This window comes from Lysobacter sp. CA196, assembly GCF_052078695.1.
GTDB lineage: Bacteria > Pseudomonadota > Gammaproteobacteria > Xanthomonadales > Xanthomonadaceae > Lysobacter.
Map to the genome: position 1 here is coordinate 446,916 of NZ_JBQJIN010000001.1, position 26,056 is coordinate 472,971.

The 26,056-nt window shown below is 68.3% G+C and carries 19 protein-coding genes; 11 read left to right on the plus strand and 8 right to left on the minus strand.

Annotated features, from left to right (window positions below; genetic code table 11):
- Positions 1-104: 104 nt before the first annotated feature.
- From mutS to ACTOWK_RS01840, 4 genes are all read left to right on the plus strand, one after another.
- Positions 105-2,648 (plus strand): DNA mismatch repair protein MutS, encoded by a 2,544-nt coding sequence (mutS, locus tag ACTOWK_RS01825; RefSeq protein WP_441328657.1) that lies wholly within the window; start codon positions 105-107, stop codon positions 2,646-2,648.
- A 355-nt stretch (positions 2,649-3,003) separates the two neighbouring features.
- On the plus strand, positions 3,004-6,348 hold the full coding sequence (locus ACTOWK_RS01830; protein WP_441328494.1) for an AAA family ATPase: 3,345 nt from the start codon (positions 3,004-3,006) through the stop codon (positions 6,346-6,348).
- Positions 6,349-6,869: 521 nt separating this feature from the next.
- Positions 6,870-9,050: a catalase/peroxidase HPI gene (gene katG / locus ACTOWK_RS01835; protein WP_441328495.1), complete on the plus strand. Its 2,181-nt coding sequence runs from the start codon at positions 6,870-6,872 to the stop codon at positions 9,048-9,050.
- A 261-nt stretch (positions 9,051-9,311) separates the two neighbouring features.
- Positions 9,312-9,938 carry a DUF937 domain-containing protein gene (locus ACTOWK_RS01840; RefSeq protein ID WP_441328496.1) on the plus strand — a complete coding sequence of 209 codons (627 nt, stop codon included), beginning with the start codon at positions 9,312-9,314 and terminating at the stop codon, positions 9,936-9,938.
- Positions 9,939-10,031: 93 nt separating this feature from the next.
- Here ACTOWK_RS01840 and ACTOWK_RS01845 read toward each other — a convergent pair whose 3' ends face one another.
- Positions 10,032-10,451: an RNA-binding S4 domain-containing protein gene (locus ACTOWK_RS01845; RefSeq protein WP_441328497.1), complete on the minus strand. Its 420-nt coding sequence runs from the start codon at positions 10,449-10,451 to the stop codon at positions 10,032-10,034.
- 191 nt (positions 10,452-10,642) lie between these two features.
- Here ACTOWK_RS01845 and ACTOWK_RS01850 point away from each other — a divergent pair, with 191 nt between their 5' ends.
- The gene (locus tag ACTOWK_RS01850; RefSeq protein WP_441328498.1) at positions 10,643-12,196 is read left to right on the plus strand and encodes an MATE family efflux transporter; all 1,554 of its coding nucleotides are present in this window, start codon (positions 10,643-10,645) and stop codon (positions 12,194-12,196) included.
- A gap of 290 nt (positions 12,197-12,486) precedes the next feature.
- On the opposite strand, the gene ACTOWK_RS01855 is transcribed toward ACTOWK_RS01850, so the two are convergent.
- From ACTOWK_RS01855 to ffh, 6 genes are all read right to left on the minus strand, one after another.
- The gene (locus ACTOWK_RS01855) at positions 12,487-12,852 is read right to left on the minus strand and encodes a hypothetical protein (RefSeq protein ID WP_441328499.1); all 366 of its coding nucleotides are present in this window, start codon (positions 12,850-12,852) and stop codon (positions 12,487-12,489) included.
- A gap of 293 nt (positions 12,853-13,145) precedes the next feature.
- Positions 13,146-13,553, minus strand: a complete 408-nt coding sequence (rplS, locus tag ACTOWK_RS01860) for a 50S ribosomal protein L19 (protein ID WP_031371752.1) — start codon at positions 13,551-13,553, stop codon at positions 13,146-13,148.
- A gap of 136 nt (positions 13,554-13,689) precedes the next feature.
- Positions 13,690-14,529 (minus strand): tRNA (guanosine(37)-N1)-methyltransferase TrmD, encoded by an 840-nt coding sequence (trmD, locus tag ACTOWK_RS01865; protein WP_441328500.1) that lies wholly within the window; start codon positions 14,527-14,529, stop codon positions 13,690-13,692.
- A gap of 81 nt (positions 14,530-14,610) precedes the next feature.
- Positions 14,611-15,126, minus strand: a complete 516-nt coding sequence (gene rimM / locus ACTOWK_RS01870) for a ribosome maturation factor RimM (RefSeq protein WP_441328501.1) — start codon at positions 15,124-15,126, stop codon at positions 14,611-14,613.
- Between the two features lie 44 nt (positions 15,127-15,170).
- Positions 15,171-15,428 (minus strand): 30S ribosomal protein S16, encoded by a 258-nt coding sequence (gene rpsP / locus ACTOWK_RS01875; protein ID WP_057917552.1) that lies wholly within the window; start codon positions 15,426-15,428, stop codon positions 15,171-15,173.
- 337 nt (positions 15,429-15,765) lie between these two features.
- Positions 15,766-17,133, minus strand: a complete 1,368-nt coding sequence (gene ffh, locus ACTOWK_RS01880; protein WP_441328502.1) for a signal recognition particle protein — start codon at positions 17,131-17,133, stop codon at positions 15,766-15,768.
- A 151-nt stretch (positions 17,134-17,284) separates the two neighbouring features.
- Between ffh and ACTOWK_RS01885 the strand changes: the two genes are divergently transcribed.
- From ACTOWK_RS01885 to ACTOWK_RS01910, 6 genes are all read left to right on the plus strand, one after another.
- Entirely contained in the window at positions 17,285-18,076 is a 792-nt protein-coding gene (locus ACTOWK_RS01885; RefSeq protein WP_441328503.1) for a cytochrome C assembly family protein, read from the plus strand.
- Between the two features lie 44 nt (positions 18,077-18,120).
- A complete protein-coding gene (locus ACTOWK_RS01890) occupies positions 18,121-18,786 on the plus strand; it encodes a CPBP family intramembrane glutamic endopeptidase (protein ID WP_441328504.1) in 666 nt (221 codons plus the stop codon).
- Between the two features lie 195 nt (positions 18,787-18,981).
- Entirely contained in the window at positions 18,982-19,440 is a 459-nt protein-coding gene (locus tag ACTOWK_RS01895; RefSeq protein ID WP_441328505.1) for a MarR family winged helix-turn-helix transcriptional regulator, read from the plus strand.
- A gap of 3 nt (positions 19,441-19,443) precedes the next feature.
- Positions 19,444-20,976, plus strand: a complete 1,533-nt coding sequence (locus tag ACTOWK_RS01900; protein WP_441328506.1) for an efflux transporter outer membrane subunit — start codon at positions 19,444-19,446, stop codon at positions 20,974-20,976.
- Complete coding sequence (locus ACTOWK_RS01905; RefSeq protein WP_441328507.1) at positions 20,973-22,169, plus strand: HlyD family secretion protein; 1,197 nt, start codon at positions 20,973-20,975, stop codon at positions 22,167-22,169. The genes ACTOWK_RS01900 and ACTOWK_RS01905 overlap by 4 nt, the downstream gene beginning before the upstream one ends.
- A 276-nt stretch (positions 22,170-22,445) precedes the next feature.
- On the plus strand, positions 22,446-24,026 hold the full coding sequence (locus tag ACTOWK_RS01910) for a DHA2 family efflux MFS transporter permease subunit (protein ID WP_441328508.1): 1,581 nt from the start codon (positions 22,446-22,448) through the stop codon (positions 24,024-24,026).
- 148 nt (positions 24,027-24,174) lie between these two features.
- On the opposite strand, the gene ACTOWK_RS01915 is transcribed toward ACTOWK_RS01910, so the two are convergent.
- A complete protein-coding gene (locus ACTOWK_RS01915) occupies positions 24,175-25,890 on the minus strand; it encodes a hydrogenase maturation protein (RefSeq protein ID WP_441328509.1) in 1,716 nt (571 codons plus the stop codon).
- Positions 25,891-26,056: the final 166 nt, after the last annotated feature.

A 26,056-nucleotide genomic window follows, 5' to 3' on the forward strand; every position in this document is an offset into this window, starting at 1 on the left:
CCTGCAGCCCAAGTGCGCAGGCTCCTTCCGCATCAGAACACCGGTATTTCGTGTCCGCCCCAGACTCCTCCAGCGCCCGCAATCTCGACGCCCACACCCCGCTCATGCGCCAGTTCTTCGCCGCCAAGGCGGAGCATCCGGACGTACTGATGTTCTTCCGTATGGGCGATTTCTACGAGCTGTTCTACGACGACGCCCGCAAGGCGGCGCGACTGCTCGACATCACCCTGACCCAGCGCGGCAATTCGGCCGGGCAACCGATCCCGATGGCCGGCGTGCCGCACCATTCGGCCGAAGGCTATCTCGCGCGCCTGGTCGCGCTCGGCGAATCGGTGGCGATCTGCGAGCAGATCGGCGACCCGGCGCTGGCGAAGGGCATCGTCGAACGCAAGGTGGTGCGGATCATCACCCCGGGCACGGTCACCGACGAGGCCTTGCTCAACGAACGCCGCGACACCTTGTTGCTGGCGGTCGCGCGCGGCAAGAACGCTTACGGCGTGGCCTGGGCCGACCTGGCCTCGGGCCGCTTCCTGGTCAACGAAGTCGCCAGCGAAGACGCCCTGGAAGCCGAACTGGCCCGGCTGGAGCCGGCCGAATTGCTGGTCGCCGACGAAGACGGCTGGGCGCCGTTCGTGGCCGAACGCAACGGCATGCGTCGCCGACCGCCGTGGCTGTTCGACGTCGACAGCGGCCGCCGCCAGTTGCTGCGTTTCTTCGGCCTGCACGATCTCAGCGGTTTCGGCCTGGAAGACAAGCCGCTGGCGATCGCCGCCGCCGCGGCCCTGCTCGGCTATGTCGAGGAAACCCAGAAGCAGCGCCTGCCGCATTTGACCTCGATCGCGATCGAATCCGGCGACGGCGCGATCGCGATGAACGCGGCCACCCGCCGTCATCTCGAACTCGACAGCCGCATCGACGGCGACAGCCGCACCACCGTACTCGGCGTGCTCGACAGCACGGTGACGCCGATGGGCGGGCGCCTGTTGCGGCGCTGGCTGCACCGCCCGTTGCGCGACCGCAGCGTTTTGCGCCATCGCCACCAGGCGGTGGCGACCTTGATCGACAGCCGCGCCGGCGACGACATCCGCGAACGCTTCCGCGCGCTCGGCGACCTGGAACGCATCCTCTCGCGCATCGCCCTGCGCAGCGCGCGCCCGCGCGACCTGTCGACCTTGCGCGACGGCCTCGGCCTGTTGCCCGACGTGCGCGCGAGCCTGAGCCCGCTCGACTCGCCGCGCCTCAACGCTTTGGGCGCCGAACTCGGCGAACACGACGCGCATGCGCATCTGCTGGCCGAGGCGATCGTGCCGCAGCCGCCGGTGCTGGCCCGCGACGGCGGCGTGTTCGCGACCGGCTACGACGCCGAGCTCGACGAGCTGCGCACCTTGTCGACCAACGCCGATCAGTTCCTGGTCGACCTGGAAGCGCGCGAGCGCGCCAGCAGCGGCATCGCCACGCTCAAGGTCGGCTACAACCGCGTTCACGGTTATTACCTCGAGATCAGCAAGGGCCAGGCCGACAAGGCGCCGACCCATTACACCCGGCGGCAGACGCTCAGCAATGCCGAACGTTACATCACCGAGGAACTCAAGCAGTTCGAGGACAAGGTGTTGTCGGCGCGCGAGCGTTCGCTGGCGCGCGAACGCTTGCTGTACGAACAACTGCTCGACGTCCTCAACGAACGCTTGGAACCGCTTAAGCACTGCGCCGCCGCGCTGGCCGAGCTCGACGTGCTGTGCGGCTTCGCCGAACGCGCACAGGCGCTGGACTGGACCCAACCGGAGCTCGGCGATGCGCCGGGCCTGCGCATCGAACGCGGCCGCCATCCGGTGGTCGAAGCGGTGCGCAAGGACCCGTTCGAGCCCAACGACCTGATCCTCGACGAAGACAACGGTCGGCGCATGCTGGTCATCACCGGCCCGAACATGGGCGGTAAGTCGACCTACATGCGCCAGAACGCGCTGATCGTGCTGCTCGCGCATATCGGTAGCTTCGTGCCGGCTTCGCGCGCGCTGATCGGCCCGATCGACCGCATCCTGACCCGCATCGGCGCCGGCGACGACCTCGCCCGCGGCCAGTCGACCTTCATGGTCGAGATGAGCGAGACCAGCTACATCCTGCACCACGCGACCGACCAGTCGCTGGTGTTGATGGACGAGATCGGCCGCGGTACCTCGACCTACGACGGCCTGGCCCTGGCCGAAGCCTGCGCACGCCACCTCGCCCACAGCAACCGCGCCTACACCCTGTTCGCGACGCATTACTTCGAACTCACCGCCTTGGCCGAGCCCGGCAACGGCATCGCCAACGTCCACCTCGACGCGGTCGAGCACGGTGACCAGCTAGTGTTCATGCATGCGGTCAAGGACGGCCCGGCCGACCGCAGCTTCGGCCTGCAGGTCGCCGCCCTCGCCGGTCTGCCGAAGTCGGTGGTCAAGCAGGCGCGCGGGCGTTTGATCGAACTCGAACAGCAGGGCCGCGACACGCCCAAGCCTTCGTTCGCCACCGCCGCCCTCGACCAGCCGCAACAGTTCGGCCTGTTCGCCACCTCCTCGGCCGCGTTGGACGCACTGGCCGAGGTCGATCCGGACGAACTGACGCCGAAGCAGGCCCTGGAAGCGCTGTACCGGATCAAGGCGCTGGTCTGAGCGTTGTCGGCGGCGCAGGCCGCTGCTGTTTCGTTGCTCGTGGCGGATGCGCTTGCCTCGCCATTACCCCAAGACAAGCTGCGCCTGCCTTACGGCCTCATCCCCGCGCAGGCGGGGGTCCAGGGCTTTACCGCAGCATCGCTCTGAAGTCTCTGGGCCCCGCCTGCGCGGGGATGACGGCTGCGAAATCCGCCGGGATAAGGGCTGACAGATCGAAAGCTGCTGAGCGCCGTCGCGGGACGACGGCTGAGAGATCGATAGCGGCATCAAACGACATCGCCGTCAGCCGTCATAGCGCACGGTCCCTATCGGGCGAACCGCTAAACTAGCGCCCGGAACGGACACCGGAGCGCATGTGGAAGCCTTATTACTCGTCGTCGGCCTGATCGCCGGCCTGATTCTCGCGCGTCTTTATCGGCCGCAGGCGGCGGTCGCCGCTGCGGTGGTGGATGCGCCGCGGGCCGATGCGGAACAGCTGCCGAGCGCCGAACAAATCCAAAGCGAAACTCCGGCCGAACCGACTTCGGAAACGAGCGAAACGCCGGAAGATCAACTCCTTCGCTTAGTCCGTTCCATCGACGCGCTCGACGAACGCATCCAGCGTCCGCAGGATCTGCTCGCACTGCCCGAATTCCACCAGGGCGTCGACTTGGTCGCAAGCGAGGCCTTCAGCGCCGCCGATCTGATGCGCCAGCTCAGCGGCACCGGTTACGTGCAGCAGTCGATGATCACCAAGGCGCTGCCGCGCCGCAGCGACGTCGCGCTCGACCCGGTGTTCGAACACGTCGGTCAGTTCGGCGGCTATCCGCTGCACTTCCTGATCGAGTACCTGCGCACCCGCCCCGACGCCAGCGACCTGCCCAAGCTCCTGCGCCATGCCCAGCCGTGGTGGTGGGACTTCGCCCCGCTGCGCCAGCAACTGCGCGATTACCTGCAATGGGCCGAATCAGTCGGGCCGGCGCCGGCCGCTCCGGTGCTGGAAGAACTGGAGGAGCACGCCGCGACCCAGTTGCGCGACACCCTCAAGCGCTTCCAGTCGCCACTGTTGGAACCCCTGCTCGAACAAGCCGAACACGCCGCCAACGCGCGCCGCGAAAGCCGCGTGCTCGGCGCCTTCGGCCGAGTCAACGCGAGCGCCAAGCCGCAGACGCGCATCGTCCACGACGCTCTCGCCCGCCAACTCGAACGCCTGCACGAATTGCTGTCGGGCGACGACGCCGCTTCGGTGCTGGTCTCCGGCGAGCACGGCGTCGGCAAGACCGTGCTGATCGACCTGCTGGCCGAGCGCCTGCAGGCCGAAGGCTGGCTGGTGTTCGAAGCCTCGGCGGCCGAGATCCTGTCCGGCCAGAGCTACATCGGCGAACTCGAAGAGCGGGTCCGCGAGATGCTGGGCGTGCTCAACCGCAAACGCGCGGTGTGGCGCGCGCCGGAATTCTTCGACCTGCTCGCCAAAGGCTCGCACTCGCGCGACCCGCGCGGCCTGCTCGACCTGGTGCTGCCGGCGATCGAGCGCGGCCAGCTGCGGGTGATCGGCGAGATCACCCCGCGCCAATTGGCGCAGTTGCTGATCGCGCGTCCGGTCATCAAGCACCACCTCGAAATCGTGCAGTTGTTGCCGACCGAAGCCGACGCGCTGGAGGCGATCGCCGCCGAGTGGGCGCGCCTGGAAGGCGAGCGTCTCGGCCGGCCGGTGGCGGACGCGCGCGCGCTAGCCGAGGGCGCGCGCATGGCCGCCCAGTACTTCCCCGAACAACAAGAGCCGGGCCGTTTGCTGCGCCTGCTCAACGACGCCCTGCTGAGCGCGCTGGCCGAAACGCCGCCGGCGCTGCCGCTCGACGCCGAGCGCCTGCTAGCGACCATCGCCCAGCGCAGCGGCCTGCCGCTCGACGTCATCGACGACCGCCAGAGCCTCGACCTCGACCGCCTGCGCGCCTTCTTCCGCCAGCGCGTGATCGGCCAGGACGAAGCGGTCGATGCCCTGCTCGACCGCATCGCGATGCTCAAGGCCGGTCTGATCGACAGCAGCCGGCCGATCGGCGTGTTCCTGTTCGCCGGCCCGACCGGTACCGGCAAGACCGAACTGGCCAAAGCCCTCGGCGAGCTGTTGTTCGGCAGCGACGAACGCCTGTTGCGCCTGGACATGAGCGAGTTCCAGTCGGAGGACTCGGCCTGGCGCCTGACCGCCGACGAAGGCGGCCAGAGCGGCGTGCGTTCGCTGACCTCGCGCATCCGCGAACAGCCGTTCTCGGTGGTGCTGCTGGACGAGTTCGAGAAGGCCCATCCGAAAGTCTGGGACCTGTTCCTGCAGGTGTTCGACGACGCGCGCCTGAGCGACCGCAGCGGCCACACCGCCGACTTCCGCCACAGCATCATCATCCTGACCAGCAACGTCGGCTCGACCATCTCGCGCAGCGCCGGTCCGGGCTTCACCTCGGCGCGCGGCGGCTATTCGCGCGATGCGGTCGAGAAGGCCTTGTTCGACACCTTCCGCCGCGAGTTCCTCAACCGCCTCGACCGCATCGTGCTGTTCAATCCGCTCGACCGCAGCCTGATGCGCGAGATCCTGCACAAGGAACTCAAGCGCGTGCTGACCCGGCGCGGCCTGCGCAATCGCGACTGGGCGGTGGAATGGGAGCCGTCGGCGATCGAATTCCTGCTCGACCGCGGCTTCACCCCCGACCTCGGCGCGCGGCCGCTGCGGCGCGCGATCGAGCACTACCTGCTGGCGCCGTTGGCGCGCAGCATCGTCGAGCACCGCGCGCCGCAGGGCGACCAGTTCCTGTTCGTGCGCAGCGCCGGCGACCAGCTCGACGTGCAGTTCATCGATCCCAACGCAGCGCGACGACAGGAAACGGCCGAGACCGAAGTCGCCGCGCCCGCCGACGCCGGCGATCTGCGCGATCTGGTCCATGCCCCATCGGCGTCCTCCGCGGCGGTGGCGCGGCTCGATGCCCGCCTGCAACAGCTCGACCAGACCGCGGTTGCGCAGGACTGGGTCTGCGCGCGCGAAGCCGATTACGCGCGCATGGCCGAAGCCGACTTCTGGAACGCGAGCGACCGCCATCTGGTGCTCGACCGCATCGAGCGTCGCGACCGCATCGAGAGTGCGCTCGATACCGCCCACCGCATGCGCCAGCGTCTGCGCGAAGACGGCGGCAACGACGAGTTCGCCGGCCGCATCGCCCAATTGCTGTTCCTGCTCGGTCTGGCGGTCGATGCCGTGCGCGAGCAGCGCCCGCAGGACGCCTTGATCGAAATCGATACCGACGAGGCCGCGCACCTGCGCCACGGCCCCGACCTGCGCCTGTGGTGGCAGCGCCTGCTGGCGATGTACCTGGCCTGGGCGCAGCGCCGCAACATGCGCGTCGAGGTGTTGCGCCAGGATGCCGAGCGCTGCAAGGCCTGGCTGGCGGTGAGCGGCTTCGGCGCCTTCGACCTGCTGCAGGCCGAGTCCGGCCTGCACGTACTCGAAGACCAGGAGGACGGCGTCACCCGTCGGGTCTCGCTGTCGGTGCAGGTCGCCCCGGACCTGCCGGGCCGCGCGCGCGTCGCCCAGGCCACGGCCGAAGGCGAGCGGCGCATCAGCCGCCGTTACCGCGAATCGCCTTCGCCGCTGGTGCGCGACGGCGTGCGCGGCTGGCGCAGCGGCCGCCTCGATCGCGTACTCGGCGGCGAATTCGACGTGATGCAGGGCGGTTGATGGGCGGTTGATTCGCGCCCGCACATCGTTTCGGGGCATCCCGCCGTCGGCCGCGATCGAATCGGCGACGGCTCGACCCTTCCGAATCCGTCAGGCGGTCACGGCCTGGCAGCGATAAGCCTTCCATGATCCGTGCTGGATGAAGCGGCCGCGCCGCCGTCCCGCAACGCCATCCATAGCCACTCCCTATCGGATACGTCGAAAGGATCGATTTCACATGCGGATGATCCCGGCCTATCGTTCCGTCGTCCCCACCTGACACGGAGCGCCAGCGATGAGCCAGCAGAACCGACGACCTTCGACACCCACAGCCTTCGGTGCTCGGGTCGGCGAATGTCCGGTTGCTGCCTCGGCGCGCCTGCGCGGATCGCCTTCATCGCACGACGGTCGGTCGAACGATCCGTCGCCCCCTTCCTGAACAAACCTTGCACGGACCCGCTGCCGGGCCCGTGCGCACGCTGTTGCGCCATACAAACGAACGTCCCCAGTCGCCGGATCCACCTCTTCAAAGGCACGTAGCCATGTCAAACGAAAGCAAATGCCCCTTCAATCACACCGCCGGTGGCGGTACCTCCAACCGCGACTGGTGGCCTAACCAGCTCAACCTCAAGGTCCTGCACCAACAGACCCCGCATGCCGACCCGATGAGCGAGGGCTTCGACTACGCCGAAGCCTTCAAGAGCCTCGACCTGGCCGCGTTGAAGAACGATCTGCGCGCGCTGATGACCGACTCGCAGGAATGGTGGCCGGCCGACTTCGGCCATTACGGCCCCTTGTTCATCCGTATGGCCTGGCACAGCGCCGGCACCTACCGCACTTTCGACGGCCGCGGCGGCGCCGGTGCCGGTCAACAACGTTTCGCCCCGCTCAACAGCTGGCCGGACAACGGCAACCTCGACAAGGCCCGCCGCCTGCTGTGGCCGATCAAGCAGAAGTACGGCAACAAGATCTCCTGGGCCGACCTGATGATCCTCACCGGCAACGTCGCCCTGGAATCGATGGGCTTCAAGACCTTCGGCTTCGCCGGCGGCCGCGCCGATGTCTGGGAACCGGAAGAACACGTCTACTGGGGCACCGAAACCACCTGGCTCGGCGACAAGCGCTACTCCGGCGACCGCGTCCTGGAAAACCCGCTCGGCGCCGTGCAGATGGGCCTGATCTACGTCAATCCGCAGGGCCCGAACGGCAATCCCGACCCGCTCGCCGCGGCCCGCGACATCCGCGAGACGTTCGCGCGCATGGCCATGGACGATGAGGAAACCGTCGCCCTGATCGCCGGCGGCCACAGCTTCGGCAAGACCCACGGCGCCGGCCCCGAATCGCACGTCGGCCGCGAGCCGGAAGGCGGCGAACTCGAACAACAGGGCCTGGGCTGGAGCAGCAGCTTCGGCAGCGGCCTCGGCGGCGACTCGATCACCAGCGGCCTGGAAGTCACCTGGACCAGCACCCCGACTCAGTGGAGCAACCAATTCTTCGAGAACCTGTTCGGCTACGAATGGGAACTGAGCAAGAGCCCGGCCGGCGCGCACCAGTGGATCGCGAAGGACGGCGCCGGCGCCGACAGCATTCCCGACGCGCACGACCCCAGCAAGCGCCGCGCGCCGACCATGCTGACCACCGACCTGTCGCTGCGCTTCGACCCGGCCTACGAAAAGATCTCGCGCCGCTTCCTGGAAAACCCCGATCAACTCGCCGATGCCTTCGCCCGCGCCTGGTTCAAGCTGACCCATCGCGACATGGGGCCGCGCGCACGCTATCTCGGCCCGGAAGTCCCGGCCGAAGAACTGATCTGGCAGGACCCGGTGCCGGCCGTCGACCACCCGCTGATCGACGAGCAGGACATCGCCGCACTCAAGAGCAAGATCCTCGCCTCGGGCCTGCCGGTCTCGCAATTGGTCTCGACCGCCTGGGCTTCGGCCTCGACCTTCCGCGGCTCCGACAAGCGCGGCGGCGCCAACGGCGCGCGCATCCGCCTGGCTCCGCAGAAGGATTGGGAGGTCAATCAGCCGGCGCAGTTGGCCAAGGTGCTGTCGACCCTGGAAGCGATCCAGCAAGACTTCAACGCCGCGCAATCCGGCGGCAAGAAAGTTTCGCTGGCCGACCTGATCGTGCTGGCCGGCGCCGCCGGCGTCGAGCAGGCGGCGAAGAACGCCGGCCATCCGGCCAAGGTGCCCTTCACCCCGGGACGCACGGACGCTACCGCCGCACAGACCGACGTCGATTCCTTCGCCGCGCTCGAACCCATCGCCGACGGCTTCCGCAACCACCTCAAGGGCAAGTACGAGGTCAGCGCCGAATCGTTGTTGATCGACAAGGCGCAGTTGCTCGACCTGAGCGCGCCGGAACTGACGGTACTGGTCGGTGGCCTGCGCATGCTCGGCACCAATGTCGGCCCGAGCCAGCACGGCGTGTTCACCCATCGCGCCGATGCCCTGAGCAACGACTTCTTCGTCAACCTGCTCGACATGGGCACGGTGTGGAAGCCGGTTTCGGATGCCAAGGACGTGTTCGAAGGCCGCGACCGCAAGACCGGCGAACTGAAGTGGACGGCGACCCGCGTCGACCTGGTGTTCGGTTCGCACTCGCAGTTGCGCGCGCTGGCCGAGGTGTATGCGAGCTCGGACGCGCAGGAGAAGTTCGTCCACGACTTCGTCGCCGCCTGGAACAAGGTGATGAACGCGGATCGCTTCGATCTCGCCTGACGAGGCCGGCTCGGCTTCGACTCGAACGGGCCGGCCGCGAGGTCGGCCCGTTTTGTTTCCGAACCGGTGGGTTCCAAGCCGGCGGACGGGCGAACCGGCGCCTGGCAGTCCGAACGATAGATCGCCCCGGATCGTCGTTTATCGGCTGCCTATCGCCCGCTTATCGGCGGATAAGTGTGCTATCGAAAAAAACCCGCGAATCTCACCCCAAGCTCATCGGCCGGCGCTAGCATCGGGGTTCCTCGCAATGGACCCACCCCGATGAGCGCTTCGCTGACCGACGACCTTCTCAACCAACTCCAGGGCCAGCCGCTGGCGCAACTGGGCACCCAACTCGGGCTGTCGCAGCCGCAGACGCAGACCGCGGTGAGCGCCGCCCTGCCCTTGCTGCTGGGCGCGCTCGGCCGCAACGCCAGCCAGCCGCAAGGCGCCGAGGCGCTGTTCGGCGCGCTGCAACGCGACCACGCCGGCGCCGGCAGCGGGCTCGACATCGGCAGCGTGCTCGGTGCGGTGCTCGGCGGCGGCGCAAGCCGGCAGACCGACGGCGCCGGTATCCTCGGCCACATCTTCGGCGGCCGCCAGGAAACCGCGGCGGAAGGCCTCGGCCAGGCCACCGGCCTCGGCGGCAGCCAGGCCAATACCCTGTTGAAGGTGCTGGCGCCGATCGTGTTGTCCTACCTCGCCCAACGCATGATGTCGGGCGGCAACCAGGCCGCATCGCCGCAGGCGCTCGGCCAGGTCCTCGGCCAGGAAGAGCAGCGCATCTCCCAGCAGGGCGGCCTCGGTGGCGGCCTGCTCGGTGCGGTGCTCGACCAGGACGGCGACGGCCAGTTGGGTCTGGGCGACCTGCTCAAGATCGGCGGCGGCCTGCTCGGCGGCCAGCGCTGACGCTAAACCGCTCTCTCGATGGATCGGAAACGGCTGCGCCCAGGCGCAGCCGTTTTCGTTTGCGCCGTTATCGACCGGCGAAGCGCGCGCGAGTCACAGCGCGTCGATATCGCCCAGCGCCTTGATCAATCGCCGCGCACGTTTGTCGGGCTTGGTCTCCGGTGCGCGATAGCCGTTGCGCTCGGCCACGCGCATCGCCCGGGCCTGCTCGCGGGCGAGACGCGAGGCTTCGGTTTCGGCGTACAAGGTCTGGGCGACGCTCGCCGGCCCGCGCGTGTCGCTGAGCCCGGTCACCGCGACCTCGAACCTTTCCTCGCCGCGCGCGATGCGCAAGGCGTCGCCGACGCGCAGCGCGCGCGAGGCCTTGCCGCGCTGACCGCCGATCTCGACCTTGCCGGTCTCGACCGCCTGCCGCGCCAGACTGCGAGTCTTGAAGAAACGCGCCGCCCACAGCCACAGATCCAGACGGACCGAGGCTTGCGGCGGCGGCGAAGGAATCTCTTGTTTGCTCATCGGCGCGAACGATACCACCGCCTTCGTTTACGGCAACTGCGGGCCGCGGGCCGGCCTGCGCGATCGTCCGCAGAGTCGCATCGCCAGGCAGGAATGCAGGCCGCCCGCCGTCGTACCGGCCTGCGTACGCATGGCTACAACCCGCTCACCGGTCAGCCGGCATACTGCCCCCACTCCGCACGGATCCCGTCATGGCCCCCAGCCCCGCACGCGGCAGCCATCTGCTGACCGAAGGCCCGATCGGACGCACGATGATCGGTTTCGCCTTGCCGATCATGGCCGGCAACGCCGCGCAGTCGCTCAACGGTTCGATCAACTCGATCTGGGTCGGCCGTTATCTCGGCGAGGCCGCGCTGACTGCGACCGCGAACGCCAACAACATCATGTTCTTCCTGATCGGTTCGATCTTCGGCATCGGCATGGCCGCGACCATCCTGATCGGCCAGGCGATCGGCGCCAAGGACACCGCGCGCGCGCGCCGGGTCATGGGCACCAGCGCGACCTTCTTCATCGGCCTGTCGGCGCTGATCGCCGCGGCCGGTTGGTTCATGGCCGACCCGGTGTTGCGCGCGATGGGCACGCCGGCGGCGGCGCTGCCGCTGGCCGAGGACTACCTGCGGGTGATCTTCCTGTCGATGCCGTTCCTGTACGCGTTCGCCTTCATCTCCGCGGCCCTGCGCGGCGCCGGCGATTCGCGCACGCCGTTCCGCTTCCTGCTGATGGCGGTGGTGCTCGACATCGCCTTCAACCCCTTGCTGATCTTCGGCTGGGGGCCGGTTCCCGCGCTCGGCATCGCCGGCTCGGCGGCTTCGACCTTCTTCGCCCAGGGCCTGAGCCTGATGGCGATGCTGTTGCACCTGCGGCGCAAGCGCCACGTGCTCTGGCTCGGGCGCCAGGACGCGCATCTGCTCAAGATCGACCCGACCGTGTTGCGCGCATTGATCGTCAAGGGCGTGCCGATGGGCCTGCAGATGGTGCTGATCTCGCTGGCGATGATCGCGATGATCAGCCTGGTCAACGCCCACGGCACCGGCACCGCGGCCGGTTATGGCGCCGCGCTGCAGCTGTGGACCTATGTGCAGATGCCGGCCATGGCGATCGGCGCGGCCTGTTCGTCGATCGCCGCGCAAAGTGTGGGCGCAGGACGTTGGGACCGGGTCGACGCGACCGCGCGCACCGGCACCGGTTTCAACTTCCTCATGACCGGCGCACTGATCGTGCCGCTGATCCTGTTCGACCGCTACACCCTGGCGCTGTTCCTGCCCGAGGGCAGCGCCTCGTTCGAGATCGCGCGCCATCTCAGCCACATCGCGATCTGGTCGTTCCTGTTCTTCGGCGTGACCTTCGTGATTTCCGGCGTGGTGCGCGCAACCGGCGCGGTGGTACCGCCGCTGCTGATCCTGGGTTTCGCGCTATGGGGCATCCGCGTGCCGTTCGCGACCCTGCTGCAACCGGTGATCGGCACCGATGCGCTGTGGTGGAGTTTTCCGGTCAGCGCGCTGTGCTCGATGCTGATGTCGATGGCCTATTACCGCTGGGGCGGCTGGCGCCGTTCGCGCATGATGGCCGCGCCCGAGCGCGTGGTCGCGCCGATCGCCACTCAGACCATCGCCACGCCGGCCGAGGTCGCCGCGCAACCGCCGGCGCCGGTGGCCGACGCCAGCCCGGAGGAGATCGACGAGATCGACAAGATCGCCGCGATGGCCGATGCCGACTCGGGCTCGCCCGAGCGCCCTGCACTCTGACGCCGAACCCGCTCCTGTAGGAGCGGCGTGAGCCGCGACTGCGACGTCTTAATCTCGCGCCGATGCCAGCAAACCCGTTGGGTAGGAGCGGCGCGAGCCGCGACCACGCTGCGACGGTCTTGCGGTGTGCGCATCAAGCAAGCTCAAACCGGTGGCGGGGCCAACAGCTCTTCGCGGCCTTGCGCGACGCGACGCCTGTTACGTGGCGTGCAATCAGGCCGACTGCGACGCGCAGACGCTCGGAGATTCGTAGTCGGCCAAGCCGTCGTCGCCGATCAGCGTCGGCCTGCTCAGATGTCCTGCAAGGCGAGAGTGAACACGCCGGCCTCACCCTTGTCGAAGGCCTCGCGCCAGATCCGGTAGCCTTCCAGATCGTCCTCGCGCACCGGCATATGACCGATCACTCGCGGCTCGACTTCGGCCACCCGCGTGCCGACGATGGGGAAATGGCCGAGCAGCCGCAGGCTCTTGAGTTCGGCGACCTCATCGACGTGCTCGCGCAGCACTTCCTCGGCGGTGTGGGTATCGAACTTGCGCAGCGACAAGGCGTCGCGGCCGTCGGGCAAGGCATCGATGCGCTGCACCCAGAAGAATCCCCAGGCACCGTCGCTGCGCAGATAAGTGCAGATATCGCCTTCGGACAAACCCGGATTCACCTGACCCTCTCCTGCCGCGGGGGCGGCATCGTGCGGCGGCGCCGCGTCGGGAATCTAGCGCGAACCGGACTCGGCGTACATTGCCGCGGCGGCCGAAAACCAGGGCGGTTGCGGCCAATCCTGTGGACCCGCGCAGCCGCGCGCGCAAGGTAGCCGCCGCGCCGGAGTGGCCGGCAGGCCTAGCCCGTTTCGCCGGCCGTTGCCAGGTTGCGGCGGGTTCGCTCGCCGGAAACGAAAACGGCCGCCTTGCGGCGGCCGTTCGATGCGCTGCGCGCTGAGGCGCGGCGACGGGATTACTCGGCTGCGGCAGCCGCGGCAGCGCTCTTGGCGCGCGCGTAGGCAGCGAGGTCTTCCTTGATGCGGGCCTTCTTGCCTTCCAGGCCGCGCAGGTAGTACAGCTTGCCGGCGCGAACCTTACCGCGGCGCTTGACGTCGACCGAGTCGATGATCGCGCTGTGGGTCTGGAAGACGCGCTCGACGCCGAAGCCGTGCGAGATCTTGCGGACGGTGAACGAGGAGTTCAGGCCGCCGTTCTTCTTGGCGATGACCACGCCTTCATAGGCCTGGACGCGCTCGCGGTTGCCTTCCTTGACCTTGACGTTGACCACGACGGTGTCGCCGGGGCTGAAGTCGGGCAGCTTGCGCTGGATCTGTTCGGCTTCGAAGTTCTGCAGCAGGGTGTGGATAGAGGGCTTGTTCATGGGTGCGGCCTGTTGGATTAGTTGTTGCGCGAGTGCACGTGGACCCGCGTCATGGCATTGGTACAGCAAATGGGTACAGCTAAGCGGCTAATTATAACGGCATTTTTTCCTGGGTTGCCAGCCTGGGCTACCCGCTTCAGGCCGGCGAACCCGGGCCGGGGCCCGCGGCCGGGGCCCGATCGTCGCTGGAAACGGTTCCAGCCGCGCCCTCGACCGATGTCGCGGCGGCGGCCTGCGCGGCCGCCAGCTCGGCCCGGTAGGCCTCGAGCAGCTTGCGGTCGGCCTTGGAGAGGGCCGCTTCGTCGAGCAGATCCGGCCGGCGCTGCCAGGTCCGGCCCAACGCCTGCTGCCGGCGCCAGCGCGCGATATGGGCGTGGTTGCCCGACATCAGCACCGCCGGCACGCCGCCGAGCTCGTGCTCGACCGGGCGGGTGTAATGCGGGCAGTCGAGCAGGCCATCCTCGAAACTGTCCTGGACCGCCGACTCGGCATCGTTGAGGGCGCCGTCCTGGAGCCGGGCGACCGCGTCGACGATCACCGCCGCAGCGAGCTCGCCGCCGGACAGGACGTAGTCGCCGATCGAGACTTCCTCGTCGACCTCGGCCTGGATCAGGCGCTCGTCGACGCCTTCATAGCGGCCGCACAGCAGGATCAGGCGCTCGTGGGCGGCCAGTTCGCGGACCTTGGCCTGGCCCAGGCGCACGCCCTGCGGGCTCATATAGACCACCCGCGCCGGGGTCGGGTCGGCCGCGCGCGCGGCGCGGATCGCCGCACGCAGCGGTTCGATCAGCATCACCATGCCGGGACCGCCGCCGAACGGACGTTCGTCGACACGGCGGTAATTGCCCTCGGCGTAATCGCGCGGATTCCAGCCGTGCAGCGACAGCAGCCCGCGTTCGCCGGCACGGCCGACCACGCCGAACGCGGCGCACTGGGCGACGAATTCGGGGAACAGGCTGATGACGTCGATGCGCATGTCGAGGAGTGAGCTAAGAGAAGTGAGAAGTGAGAAGAAGCGAGAAGCCTTCGCTCACTCCTCACTACTCTGCACTCATTTCTAGAAATCCGGATCCCAGTCGACGGTGACCGTATTGCTATCGAAATCGACCGAAGTCACGTACTGCGGCAGCACGAACGGGATCATGCGCTCGCGGGTGTCGTCGCGCGCGACCAGCACGTCGTTGGCGCCGGTGGAGAACAAGTGCGAGACCGTGCCGAGCGAAACGCCCTCGGTGGTGACCACGCGCAGGCCTTCCAGGTCGACCCAGTAGTATTCGCCGGCCTTGGGCGGCGGCAGCGCCGAACGCGGCACGTAGATCTCGGTGCCGTGCATGGCCTCGACCGTGTCGCGGTCGGTGACCTCGGGGAAATTGGCGATCAGGTACTTGCCGCTTTCGCGCCCGCGCACGCCCGAAAGCTCGCGCTCGCGGCCCTGCGGGTCGCGCACGATCCAGGGCTGGTAGCGGAAGATCGCAACGCGCGGCTCGGTCCAGGACTCGAGCTTGGCTTCGCCGCGAAGACCGAAAGCGCCAAGCACCCTGCCCAGCAGGATGCGGCGCGTGGAATCTGTCATCGGTGCGGTAACCGGGCCGCGCGCCAGGCGCGCGGCCCGCCGGCTCAGGCGGCCGGAGCGGCCTTGACGGCCTGCTTGTACAGGTCGGCGACCTTTTCGGTCAGCTGCGCGCCCTGGGAGACCCAGTGCTTCACGCGCTCGACGTTGAGCTCGACGCGCTTTTCGGCGCCGTTGGCGACCGGGTTGTAGAAACCGACGCGCTCGATGTTGCGGCCGTCGCGGGCGCTGCGGCTGTCGGTAACGATGATGTGGTAGAACGGACGCTTCTTGGCGCCGCCGCGGGTCAGTCGAATCTTGACCATGGGGTCTGCTTTCCTGTGTTGCCCAGCCGTCGGAGTGACGGGGTAAGCCGACAAGTTTAACCGATTCCGCGGCTTGGGCAAACCCGGGCCCTTCGCGACCCCAAACCGCCACCCGGATCGGTCCAGATCGGGCCCGGATCGCCGGGCCTCCTACCCTCGAAGAAGCCCGAGACCTCGTGCGGCGGACCATAACGCCGCCCCCCGGATGGCTCGGCCCAGGCGGCATATGCCAGAGCCGCCGCCCCACCCGGCCAGCCGCGAACCGGCACATACAAAACGGCGGCCCTGCGGCCGCCGTTCTTGCCTGCCATGTCGACGCCGCCAGCGCGGCGCGCGATCAGCGGAACGGCATGCCGCCGCGGCCACCCATCATGCCCTTCATGCCGCGCATCAAACCCTTCATGCCGCCGCCGGAGAGCTTGCTCATCATTTTTTCCATCTGCTGATACTGCTTCATCAGCTTGTTGACGTCGGCCGGGGTCAGGCCCGCGCCCTTGGCGATGCGGGCGCGGCGCGAGCCGTTGAGCAGGCCCGGGTTGCGGCGCTCTTTCTTGGTCATCGAATTGATGATCGCGACCATGCGCGGCACTTCCTTGCCGGTGACCTGGTTCTTGACCGACTCCGGGATCTGGCCCATGCCCGGCAGCTTGTCCATGAGGCCGTGCAGGCCGCCCATGTTCTGCATCTGCTCGAGCTGGTCCTTCATGTCGTTGAGGTCGAACTTCTTGCCCTTGGCGACCTTCTCGGCAAGCTTCTGCGCCTTGTCCTTGTCGACCTGCTGCTCGACCTGCTCGACCAGCGACAACACGTCGCCCATGTCGAGAATGCGGCTGGCGACGCGGTCGGGGTGGAACACGTCGAGGCCGTCGGGCTTCTCGCCGACGCCGATGAACTTGATCGGCCGGCCGGTGACGTAGCGCACCGACAAGGCCGCGCCGCCGCGGGCGTCGCCGTCGGTCTTGGTCAGCACCACGCCAGTCAACGGCAGCGCTTCGCTGAAGGCCTTGGCGGTGATCGCGGCGTCCTGGCCGGTCATCGAGTCGACCACGAACAGGGTCTCGACCGGTGCGGCGGCGGCGTGCAGCGCCTTGATCTCGCTCATCATCGCTTCGTCGATGGCGAGGCGGCCGGCGGTATCGACCAGCAGCACGTCGACGTAGGACTTGCGCGCGTCGGCGATTGCGGCGCGGACGATGTCCTCGGGCTTCTGCGAAGCATCGGAGGCGAAGAACAACACCTCGACCTGTTCGGCGAGCTGCTTGAGCTGCTCGATCGCGGCCGGACGGTAGACGTCGGCCGAGACCACCATGACCTTCTTCTTGCGGCGCTCGCGCAGGTGCTTGGCGAGCTTGCCGACCGTGGTGGTCTTGCCGGCGCCTTGCAGGCCGGCCATCAGGATCACCGCCGGCGCCGGCACGTTGAGGTTCAGGTCGGCGGCCTGCGAGCCCATGACCGTGGTCAGCTCGTCGCGCACGACCTTGATCAGGGCCTGGCCCGGGGTCAGGCTCTTCAGCACTTCCTGGCCGACCGCGCGGATCTTGATGCGCTCGATCAGGGCCTGCACCACCGGCAGGGCGACGTCGGCCTCAAGCAGGGCGATGCGGACCTCGCGCAGCGATTCGCGGATGTTTTCCTCGGTCAGACGGCCGCGGCCACGCAGGCGCTCTATGGTGCCGGAGAGACGTTGGGTCAGGGATTCGAACATGCGCGCGCTACCTGCGTTGGGGCCGGCGCGACCGGGACGATGCCGGGCGGCCTTGCCGTATGGGTCTGATGAGACCGCGAAGTATAGCCCGGCGCGCGAATCCGCCATCCGGCCGCTGCAGATCGCCATGCCGCTATGCCACACTGCCGCGATGACAATCGTTCTCATCGCGGTCGCACTCTATCTCGTCGCCAGCGGACTGCTGATCGCAGCGGTGCGCCACGACGCGGGGCGACAGGCCCGATTGTGGTTGTTGCCGGCCAATCTGGCGGTGCTGCTGCACGGCGCCGCGCACTTCCTGGCCTGGCGCAACGCCGGCGGCGCCGACCTGCACTTCTTCGCCGCGCTGTCCCTGGTCGGCCTGGGCATGGCCGCGCTGACCGCGATCGTCGGCGCCTCCGGGCGCATGGCCGCGCTCGGGGTGGTGGTGTTCCCGCTCGCCGCGCTGATGCTGGGCGCCTATCAGTTCACCGGCCATGTCCAGCACCCCGCGCCGCTGGACTGGCGCCTGCAGTTGCACGCCTGGTTCGCCCTGCTCGCCTACGCCACCCTGGCCGTCGCCGCTCTGTTCGCGCTGATGCTGTGGCTGCAGGAACGCGCCCTGCGCCGGCGCGAGTTCCACGGCTGGTTGCGCGCCCTGCCGCCGCTGGTGGAGCTGGAAACCCTGCTGTTTCGCACCATCGCGGTCGGCTTCGCCCTGTTGACCGCGACCCTGCTGACCGGGGTGCTGTTCGTCGAAAACCTGTTCGCCCAGCACCTGGTCCACAAGACCGTGCTCAGCGTGCTGTCGTGGCTGGCGTTCGGCGGGCTGCTGCTGGGGCGCTGGCGCTATGGCTGGCGCGGCGCCACCGCGGTGCGCTGGACCCTGGCGGCGATGATCCTGTTGGTGCTGGCCTTCTTCGGCAGTAAGTTCGTGCTCGAACTGGTCCTGCGCAGGACCTGAGGGTCCGCCCGGCGGCGGACCGCACCACCCTCACCGGCACAGGCATGGACCGCTGGATCAAGTCGCTTTCGGCGCGCAATGAATTCGTTTTCGTGCTGGTGCTGGCGTTCGCCTGGCCGGTGTTCGCCAGCCTGACCGCCGTCGCTTACCCGCAGCCGCCGACACCGATCAGCGGCGCCGGCCTGGCTTCGATCCTGGCCCTGGAAATCCCGGTACTGGCGGTGATCGCGGTATTCCTGTCGCTGCGCGGCTGGAACCTGGCCATGCTCGGGCCGGCGCCGGGCAAGAGCGACCTGCCGCTGGGTCTGGCCCTGGCCATGCTGACCTCGGTGCTGTTCTCGCTGCTGCTGGCGCTGGCGCCCGCGTTCGGCCTGAACCTGCCGCGCGTGGACGAGGCGGTACCGGTCGCCAAGGACATCGGCTGGCCGATGGTGATCGCGGTCTCGGCGGTGAACGGCTTCTACGAGGAAGTCCTGGTCTGCGGCTATCTGATCACTGCCATGCGCGGGCGCCGCAGCCTGTGGACCGCGATCCACCTGAGCACCGCGATCCGTACCGCCTACCACCTCTACCAGGGCAGCATCGGGGTGGTCTCGATCGTGCCGATGGGGCTGCTGTACGCCTGGCTGTATGCCCGCACCGGTCGGCTGTGGCCGCTGGTGGTGGCCCATATCGTCCTCGACCTGTTGGCGCTCGGCGTCACCCACTGAGCCCGCAGGGGGCCGCCGGGCCTCTGTGCGGTCCCGCCCCGCCCAGTCAAATATCCATATAAATCATATACCTGCCCAGCCACGACGCAAGCACCGTCATCGCTTGTGCACGAAGCATCGGCCCGGCTGAATAGGCGCTTGCCGGGACAATATTTGCCTTGACAACTATTGCCTAGGCGCAGATTATTTCGCGCCATGACCACCCCCAACCCGAACCAGCCCTGCTCGACCTCGAACCTCGGCCTGCTGTTCCGCCAGGTCCGCGACGCGATGTGGGCGCAGATGGAACGCGAACTGGCCCGAGCCGGCCACGACCTGACCTTCAGCCAGTTCATCACCCTCAAGGAACTCGCGATCGGCACCGCCGGCGTGACCGAACTGGCGCGCGCCGCTCAGCTCAATCCCGGGGCGATGACGCGTCTGCTCGACAAGCTGGAAAGCCGCGGCCTGGTCGCGCGCGTCGCCGACCCCGACGATCGCCGCGCCATCAACATCCATCTGACCGAAGCCGGTTCGGCGATCTGGACCGATATCGACCAATGCGGCCGGCGCGTGCGCGAACGCGCGATGGCCGGCCTCAGCGACGACGACCGCGACCAGCTCTACCGCCTGCTCGAACAGGTTCGCGACAACCTCTCCCTTACCGGTTCCTGAGCCATGTCCCCCATCGACACTCGCCCGCGCCGCGGGCTGCTCTCGCTAGCGCCGCTCGCCGCGGCTCTGATCCTCGCCGGTTGCGCCAGCACCCGCGGCCTGGTTCCCGAAGGCCGCGCGCTCGATGCCGACGACCTGGCGACCCAGCGCAGCTTCGCCGGCGCGCCGCAATCCGGGACGGCGTTGTCCGACGCCGCCTTTCCGCAACGCGATTGGTGGACCTCGCTCGGCGACGCGCAATTGAATGCGCTGATCGACGAAGCCCTGGCAGGCACCCCGGGCCTGGACGCCGCCGACGCGCGCGTGCGCCAGGCCATCGCCCAGGCCGGCCTCGCCGACGCCGCGCGCAAGGCCACCCTCGGCGGCAGCGCCCAATACGCCGGCCTGCAATTGCCCGAGACGGTCGCCCCCGAACCGCTCGGCGGCAAATACAGCGGCGTGGAAGTGCTGTCGCTGAGCTTCAAGTACAGCCCCGACCTGTGGGGCGGCAAGCGCGCCCGCTGGCAGGCCGCATTGGGCCAGGCACGCGCCGCCGAAGTCGAGTCGCAGGCCGCACGCCTGACCCTGTCGTCGAACATCGCCCGCGCCTACGTCTCGCTGGCCCAGGCCCATGCCGGGTTCGACGTCGCCCAGGCCGAGAAACAACGTTCCGAACATTTGCTCGGCCTCGGTCGCCAGCGGGTCAAGGCCGGCCTCGATAACCAATTGCAGATCCGCAACGCCAAAAGCGCCAGCGCCGCCGCCGACCAGCAGATGCAAGCGGCGCAGCAACAGATCGATGCGACCCGCAACGCGATCGCCGCGCTGCTCGGCAAGGGCCCGGACCGCGGCCTCGACATCGCGCGCCCGTCCCTGCTGAAAGCGAAGTCGCCGGCGATCCCGGCGGTGACCTCGAGCGAGTTGCTCGGCCACCGCCCCGACGTGGTCGCCGCGCGTTGGCGGGTGGAAGCCGCATCGCACGGGATCAAGGCGGCCAAGGCCGACTTCTATCCGAGCGTGAATCTCAGCGCCATGCTCGGCCTGGCCTCGGGCGGTCTGTCGGATCTGTTCAGCAGCGACGCCGTGCTGATCCAGGGCGGCCCGGCGCTCAGCCTGCCGATCTTCGACGGCGGCCGCCTGCGCAACCAGCTCGCCGAAAGCGATGCCGAGTACGACCTCGCCGTCGCCAACTACAACCAGAACCTGATCGCCGCCCTGCGCGAAGTCGCCGACGCCCTGCAATCCTCGCGTTCGCTCGATGCGCAATTGGTTTCGGCCCAGCAGGCGCGCGACGCCGCGCAACAGGCCTGGCAGATCGCCAGCACCCGTTACCGCGCCGGCCTGGGCACGCAGCTCGACGTGCTGTCGGCGCAACGCCCGCTGTTGCAACTCGACCAGCAGCTTGCCGGCTTGCGCGCGCAGCGCCTGGCCGCGGCGATCGACCTCGACCGCGCGCTCGGCGGCGGTCTTGAACTGCGCGCGCCCGATCCGGTCGCCGCGAAGCACCCCGTCACCACTTCCGATTCCAGCGTTATCGCCAAGGCCTCCACGCCATGACCACCGAAATCAATCCGCAAGCCGCGGCCGCCGCAGCCGCCGCCCCGCCGTCCAACGGCAAGCGCCGCAAGGCGCTGTTGATCCTGCTCAGCGTGGTCGCGGTCGTCGCGATCGCCTGGGGCCTGTACTACATGCTGGTGCTGCGTTGGCACCAGGACACCGACGATGCCTATGTGCAGGGCAACGTCGTCAGCATCACCCCGCAGACCCTGGGCACCGTGGTCAGCATCGGCGCCGACGACGGCATGAAGGTCGTCGCCGGCCAGGTACTGGTCCAGCTCGATCCGAACGACGCCCAGGTCGCCTACGACCAGGCCACCGCCAACCTCGCCAACACCGTGCGCCAGGTGCGCGGTCTGTTCAGCGCGGTCGATGCCGGCCAGGCCGATCTGTCGGCGCGCGAAGTCGCGGTGCAGAAGGCGCGTGCCGACGTGAAGCGTCGCGAAGGCCTGGTCGCGGGCGGTGCGGTCTCGGCCGAAGAACTCGCCCACGCCCGCGACGAACTCGCCGCGGCGGAAGCGGCGCTGTCGTCCTCGCGCGGTTCGCTGGCGCGCAATCGCGCGCTGGTCGACGCCACCACCGTCGCCAAGCAACCGCAGGTCGCTGCGGCCGCCGCGCAATTGCGCCAGGCCTATCTGAACCTGCAGCGCGCGGCCATCGTCGCGCCGGTCGACGGCTACGTCGCCAAGCGCAGCGTGCAGCTCGGCCAGCGCGTGCAGCCGGGCACCGCGCTGATGACCATCGTGCCGCTGGAGCAGGTCTGGATCGAAGCCAACTTCAAGGAAACCCAGCTCGCCGATATGCGCATCGGCCAGCCGGTCGAACTGCACTCGGACCTGTACGGCAGCGACGTGACCTACCAGGGCAAGCTGGTCAGCCTCGGCATGGGCACCGGCAGCGCCTTCTCGCTGCTGCCGGCGCAGAACGCCAGCGGCAACTGGATCAAGATCATCCAGCGCGTGCCGGTGCGCATCGAAGTCGAACCCAAGCAGCTCGCCGAGCACCCGTTGCGCCTGGGCCTGAGCATGCATGTCGATGTCGGCATCCGCGAACGCGGCGGCGGCGTGCTCGCCGCCGCGCCGCCGGCCAAGCCGCTGCTGAGCACGCAGGCCTATGCCAAGCAGTTGTCCGAAGCCGATGCGGTGATCGCGAACATCGTCCGCGACAACCTGCCCGGCACGCATCACGGTTGACGAACGCGCGACCGGATCCGCATCCCAGACGCGATCCGGTCGCGCACTGCCCCGCAGCAAAGACGAAGCGCCTCCCCCACGTCGTTCTTCGTCTGTCGCGACGCATCGCATCGAAGCAGCCGCGCCATCGGCGCCGCTTCGTCCCCTCCCCCGGCGATGCGCCGCGAGCTCCGAGACCGTCATTCCGGCGCAAGCCGGAATGACGGGAATCGGAAACTTTCGCTCCCGCTATTGGTCCCGCGTCCGCGCGGTCCACCCGAACAGACAGGCAGATCCATGTCCGCCACCACGGCCAATGCCGGCGCCGCCCCCGCAGCGTCCACGCAAGCGGGCTTCCGCCCGCCGAACATCGCGCTGACCACGCTGGGCCTGGCCCTGGCGTCGTTCATGCAGGTGCTCGACATCACCATCGCCAACGTCTCGTTGCCGACCATCGCCGGCAACCTCGGCGGCAGCAGCAGTCAGGCGACCTGGGTCATCACCTCGTTCGCGGTCAGCAATGCGATCGCGCTGCCTCTGACCGGTTTCTTCACCCGCCGCTTCGGTGAGCGCAAATTGTTCATGTGGGCGACGCTGGCGTTCGTGGTCGCGTCCCTGCTGTGCGGCCTGGCCAGCAGCATGGGCCTGCTGGTCACCGCGCGCGCGCTGCAGGGCTTCGTCGCGGGCCCGATGTATCCGGTCACCCAGGCGCTGCTGATCTCGATCTATCCCCCACATAAACGCGGGCAGGCGATCGCCTTGTTGGCGATGGTGACGGTGGTCGCGCCGATCGCCGGCCCGATTCTCGGCGGCTGGATCACCGACAACTACAGCTGGGAATGGATCTTCTTCATCAACATTCCCATCGGCATCTTCGCCAGCCTGGTGGTCGGCAGTCAGTTGCGCGGCCGGCCGGAGAGACTGGAACGGCCGAAGATGGACTACATGGGGCTGATGACCCTGATCGTCGGCGTCGGCGCGCTGCAGGTGCTGCTCGACCTGGGCAACGACGAAGACTGGTTCAACTCGACCAAGATCGTGGTGCTGGCGATCGTCTCGGTGATCGCGCTGACCGTGTTCGTGATCTGGGAACTGACCGAGCGCGACCCGATCGTCAACCTGCGCCTGTTCCGTCATCGCAACTTCGCCGCCGGCACCGCGGCGATGGTGCTGGCCTACTCGGCCTTCTTCGCAGTCGGCCTGCTGGTGCCGCTGTGGCTGCAGCGCAACCTGGGCTATACGCCGATCTGGGCCGGTTTCGCCACCGCCCCGATCGGCATCCTGCCAGTGCTGCTGACCCCGTTCGTGGGCCTGTATGCGACCCGCTTCGATCTGCGCGTGGTCGCCAGCTTCGCCTTCATCGCGATGGCCTTCACCAGCTTCATCCGCTCCGGCTTCAACCTCGACGTCGACTTCAACCACATCGCGATGGTGCAGTTGTGGCAGGGCCTCGGCGTGGCCTTGTTCTTCATGCCGGTGCTGACGATCCTGCTGTCGGACCTGGAGCCGCACGAAATCGCCGCCGGCTCGGGCCTGGCCACCTTCGTGCGCACCCTCGGCGGCAGCTTCGCGGCATCGCTGACCACCTGGGGCTGGAACCAGCGCAGCACCATCCACCACGCCCGGCTTACCGAACACATCGGCGCCTACGACCCGGCGGTGCTGCAAACCGTCGACACGCTCGGCCGCGGCGACCTGCAGCGCGGCGCGGTGAGCCTCAACCAGATGATTTCGCAGCAGGCCGCGCAGATCGGCTTCAACGAGATCTTCCACCTGCTCGGCATCCTGTTCCTGGCGGTGATCGTCATCGTCTGGTTCGCCAAGCCGCCGTTCACCGCCAAGCTCGGCGGCGGCGCGGCCGCAGCCGGCGGGCATTGATCGCGGCGGATCGCTCCACGCCACGATCCAGCAGGCCGCCGCACTCGCAATGCGGCAGCCGACGCCATCCCACGACAGGCCGGGTTCGCCCGGCCTGTCGCGTTTTGCGTCTTGCGCGCTTAGGGTCGACCGCGCGCCGATGCCCGGCTCAGGCCGGCACCCGCACCGCGGGCTGCGCCACCGGCGCCGCCTCGCAAACCTCCGCCGCGCACTTCAATACGAAGCGCTGCCGCGCCTCGTGGTAACTGCGGTCGGCGCCGAAGAAATTGCGGTACATGTGCGCGAGTTCTTCGGCGCCGTAACTTTCCAGCGGTTTGCGGCGTTCGTCGGCGGCGCGGCGGCGACGCTTGAGCGCCAAGGCCTTGCGACAACTCGCCGGATCGGCGGCGCGTTCGGCGCGCTGTTCGACATGGGCGACGAAATCGGCGGCGCTGGCGCCGAACGCGGCATCGATCAGGCCGATGCGCTCGGCGCCGGCGGCGCCGATCGGGCGCAAACCTTCGGTCAGCTCCTGGGCCAAGGTGTCGCCGACCCGCCGCGGCAACAGATAGGTCCAGTACTCCGAACCGTATAGCCCGCCCATGCTTTTGTAATGCGGGTTCATCACCACGCCGCGCCGCGCCCAGACCTGGTCCGCCGCCAAAGCCAGGATCACCCCGCCGGCGCCGGCGTTGCCCTGCATCGCCGAGATCACCAGATGACTGTCGGTCAGCACGATCTCGCGCACCAGGGCGTTCATCGCCAGGATGTTGCGCCACGACTCCAGCGCCGGATCGTTCGAGGCCTGGATGGTGTTGAGGTGGATGCCGTTCGACCACAGGTCGGCGCCGCCCATCAGCACGATCGCCCGGGTCGGGCGTTGCCGCGCCTGCAGGAAGGTCGTGCGCAATTGATCGCATTGCGTGGTCGACATCGCGCCGTTGTAGAAATCGAAATGCAGATAGCCGACCGCGCCGGCTTCGCGGTAACGGATCTGACGGTAGCCGTGGTCGCGGCGACCGGCGACCGACAGCGCCGGCCTCGACGCGCGCTCGATCACCTCCTGCATGCGCCGTTCGCCGAGCACCTGGGTCGCCGGCAGCTTGATCCCGTCCTTCTCGCGCAGATGGCTCAGCCAGACCGCGCCGTCGCCGGTGGCCACGCAAATGGCGCCTTCGCGCCAACCGAGCAACTCGCCCGGCCGCCCGCGCAGCGAACGTTCGGGGTGGGCGCCGAACACTTGGCAGCGCAGTCCGGCCAGTTCGGCGCGTGCGCCGGGATAGCTGTCGGCGCTGCGCACCCGCGCCAACACCGCGGCGGTGTCGAGTTCCCAGTCGATCGCCCGCTCGGACGGGCGCATCGCCGCACGCAGCCGCCCGCGCACCTCGGCCCGGCCGTAATCGAGCGGCTGCGGGCGATAGCCGCCCCCGGCGTAGCGCTCGACCGCCTGCAGCAAGGCGCGGATCGCGGCATCGGTGACTTCGTGCCGGTACAGCTGGCTCTTGGACGCGCCGCGCATGGCGAAGCCGGCGCTGGCCCAGATGTCGCCGGCGTCCATCTCGGCCGCCGCCTGCAGCACCGTCACCCCCCAGTCGTGTTCGCCGCCGAGGATTGCCCAGTCCAGCGAGGACGGTCCGCGGTCGCCGACGATGCCGGGATGGACGATCAGGCAGGTGTGGCGGGTCCAGATGTCGTCGGGAATCGCCGACTTGAGCATCGGCGCGACGATCAGTTGCGGCCGCTCGCGTGCGACCGCGGCACGCATCGTGTCGGCATCGGCGGCGACTTGCACGCTGACCTCATGGCCGAGATCGGTCAGCTCGACCCAGGCGCGCTGCGCAAGGCCGTTGTACGCGGTGCACAGGAACAGGATACGCAGCGCCATCGCACGCTCCATGTCACGACGAAGCGTCGAATTTGTGCCATCGCATGTTCATATTCCTGAGCGGCGATCACAAATTTCTGCTGCGCCGCAACGGAATCGCGAATTCTCGACGGCCATCGCCGTTCCATTAAAAAATGCGGAAAACAAGCGCTTTTATTGACCGTCG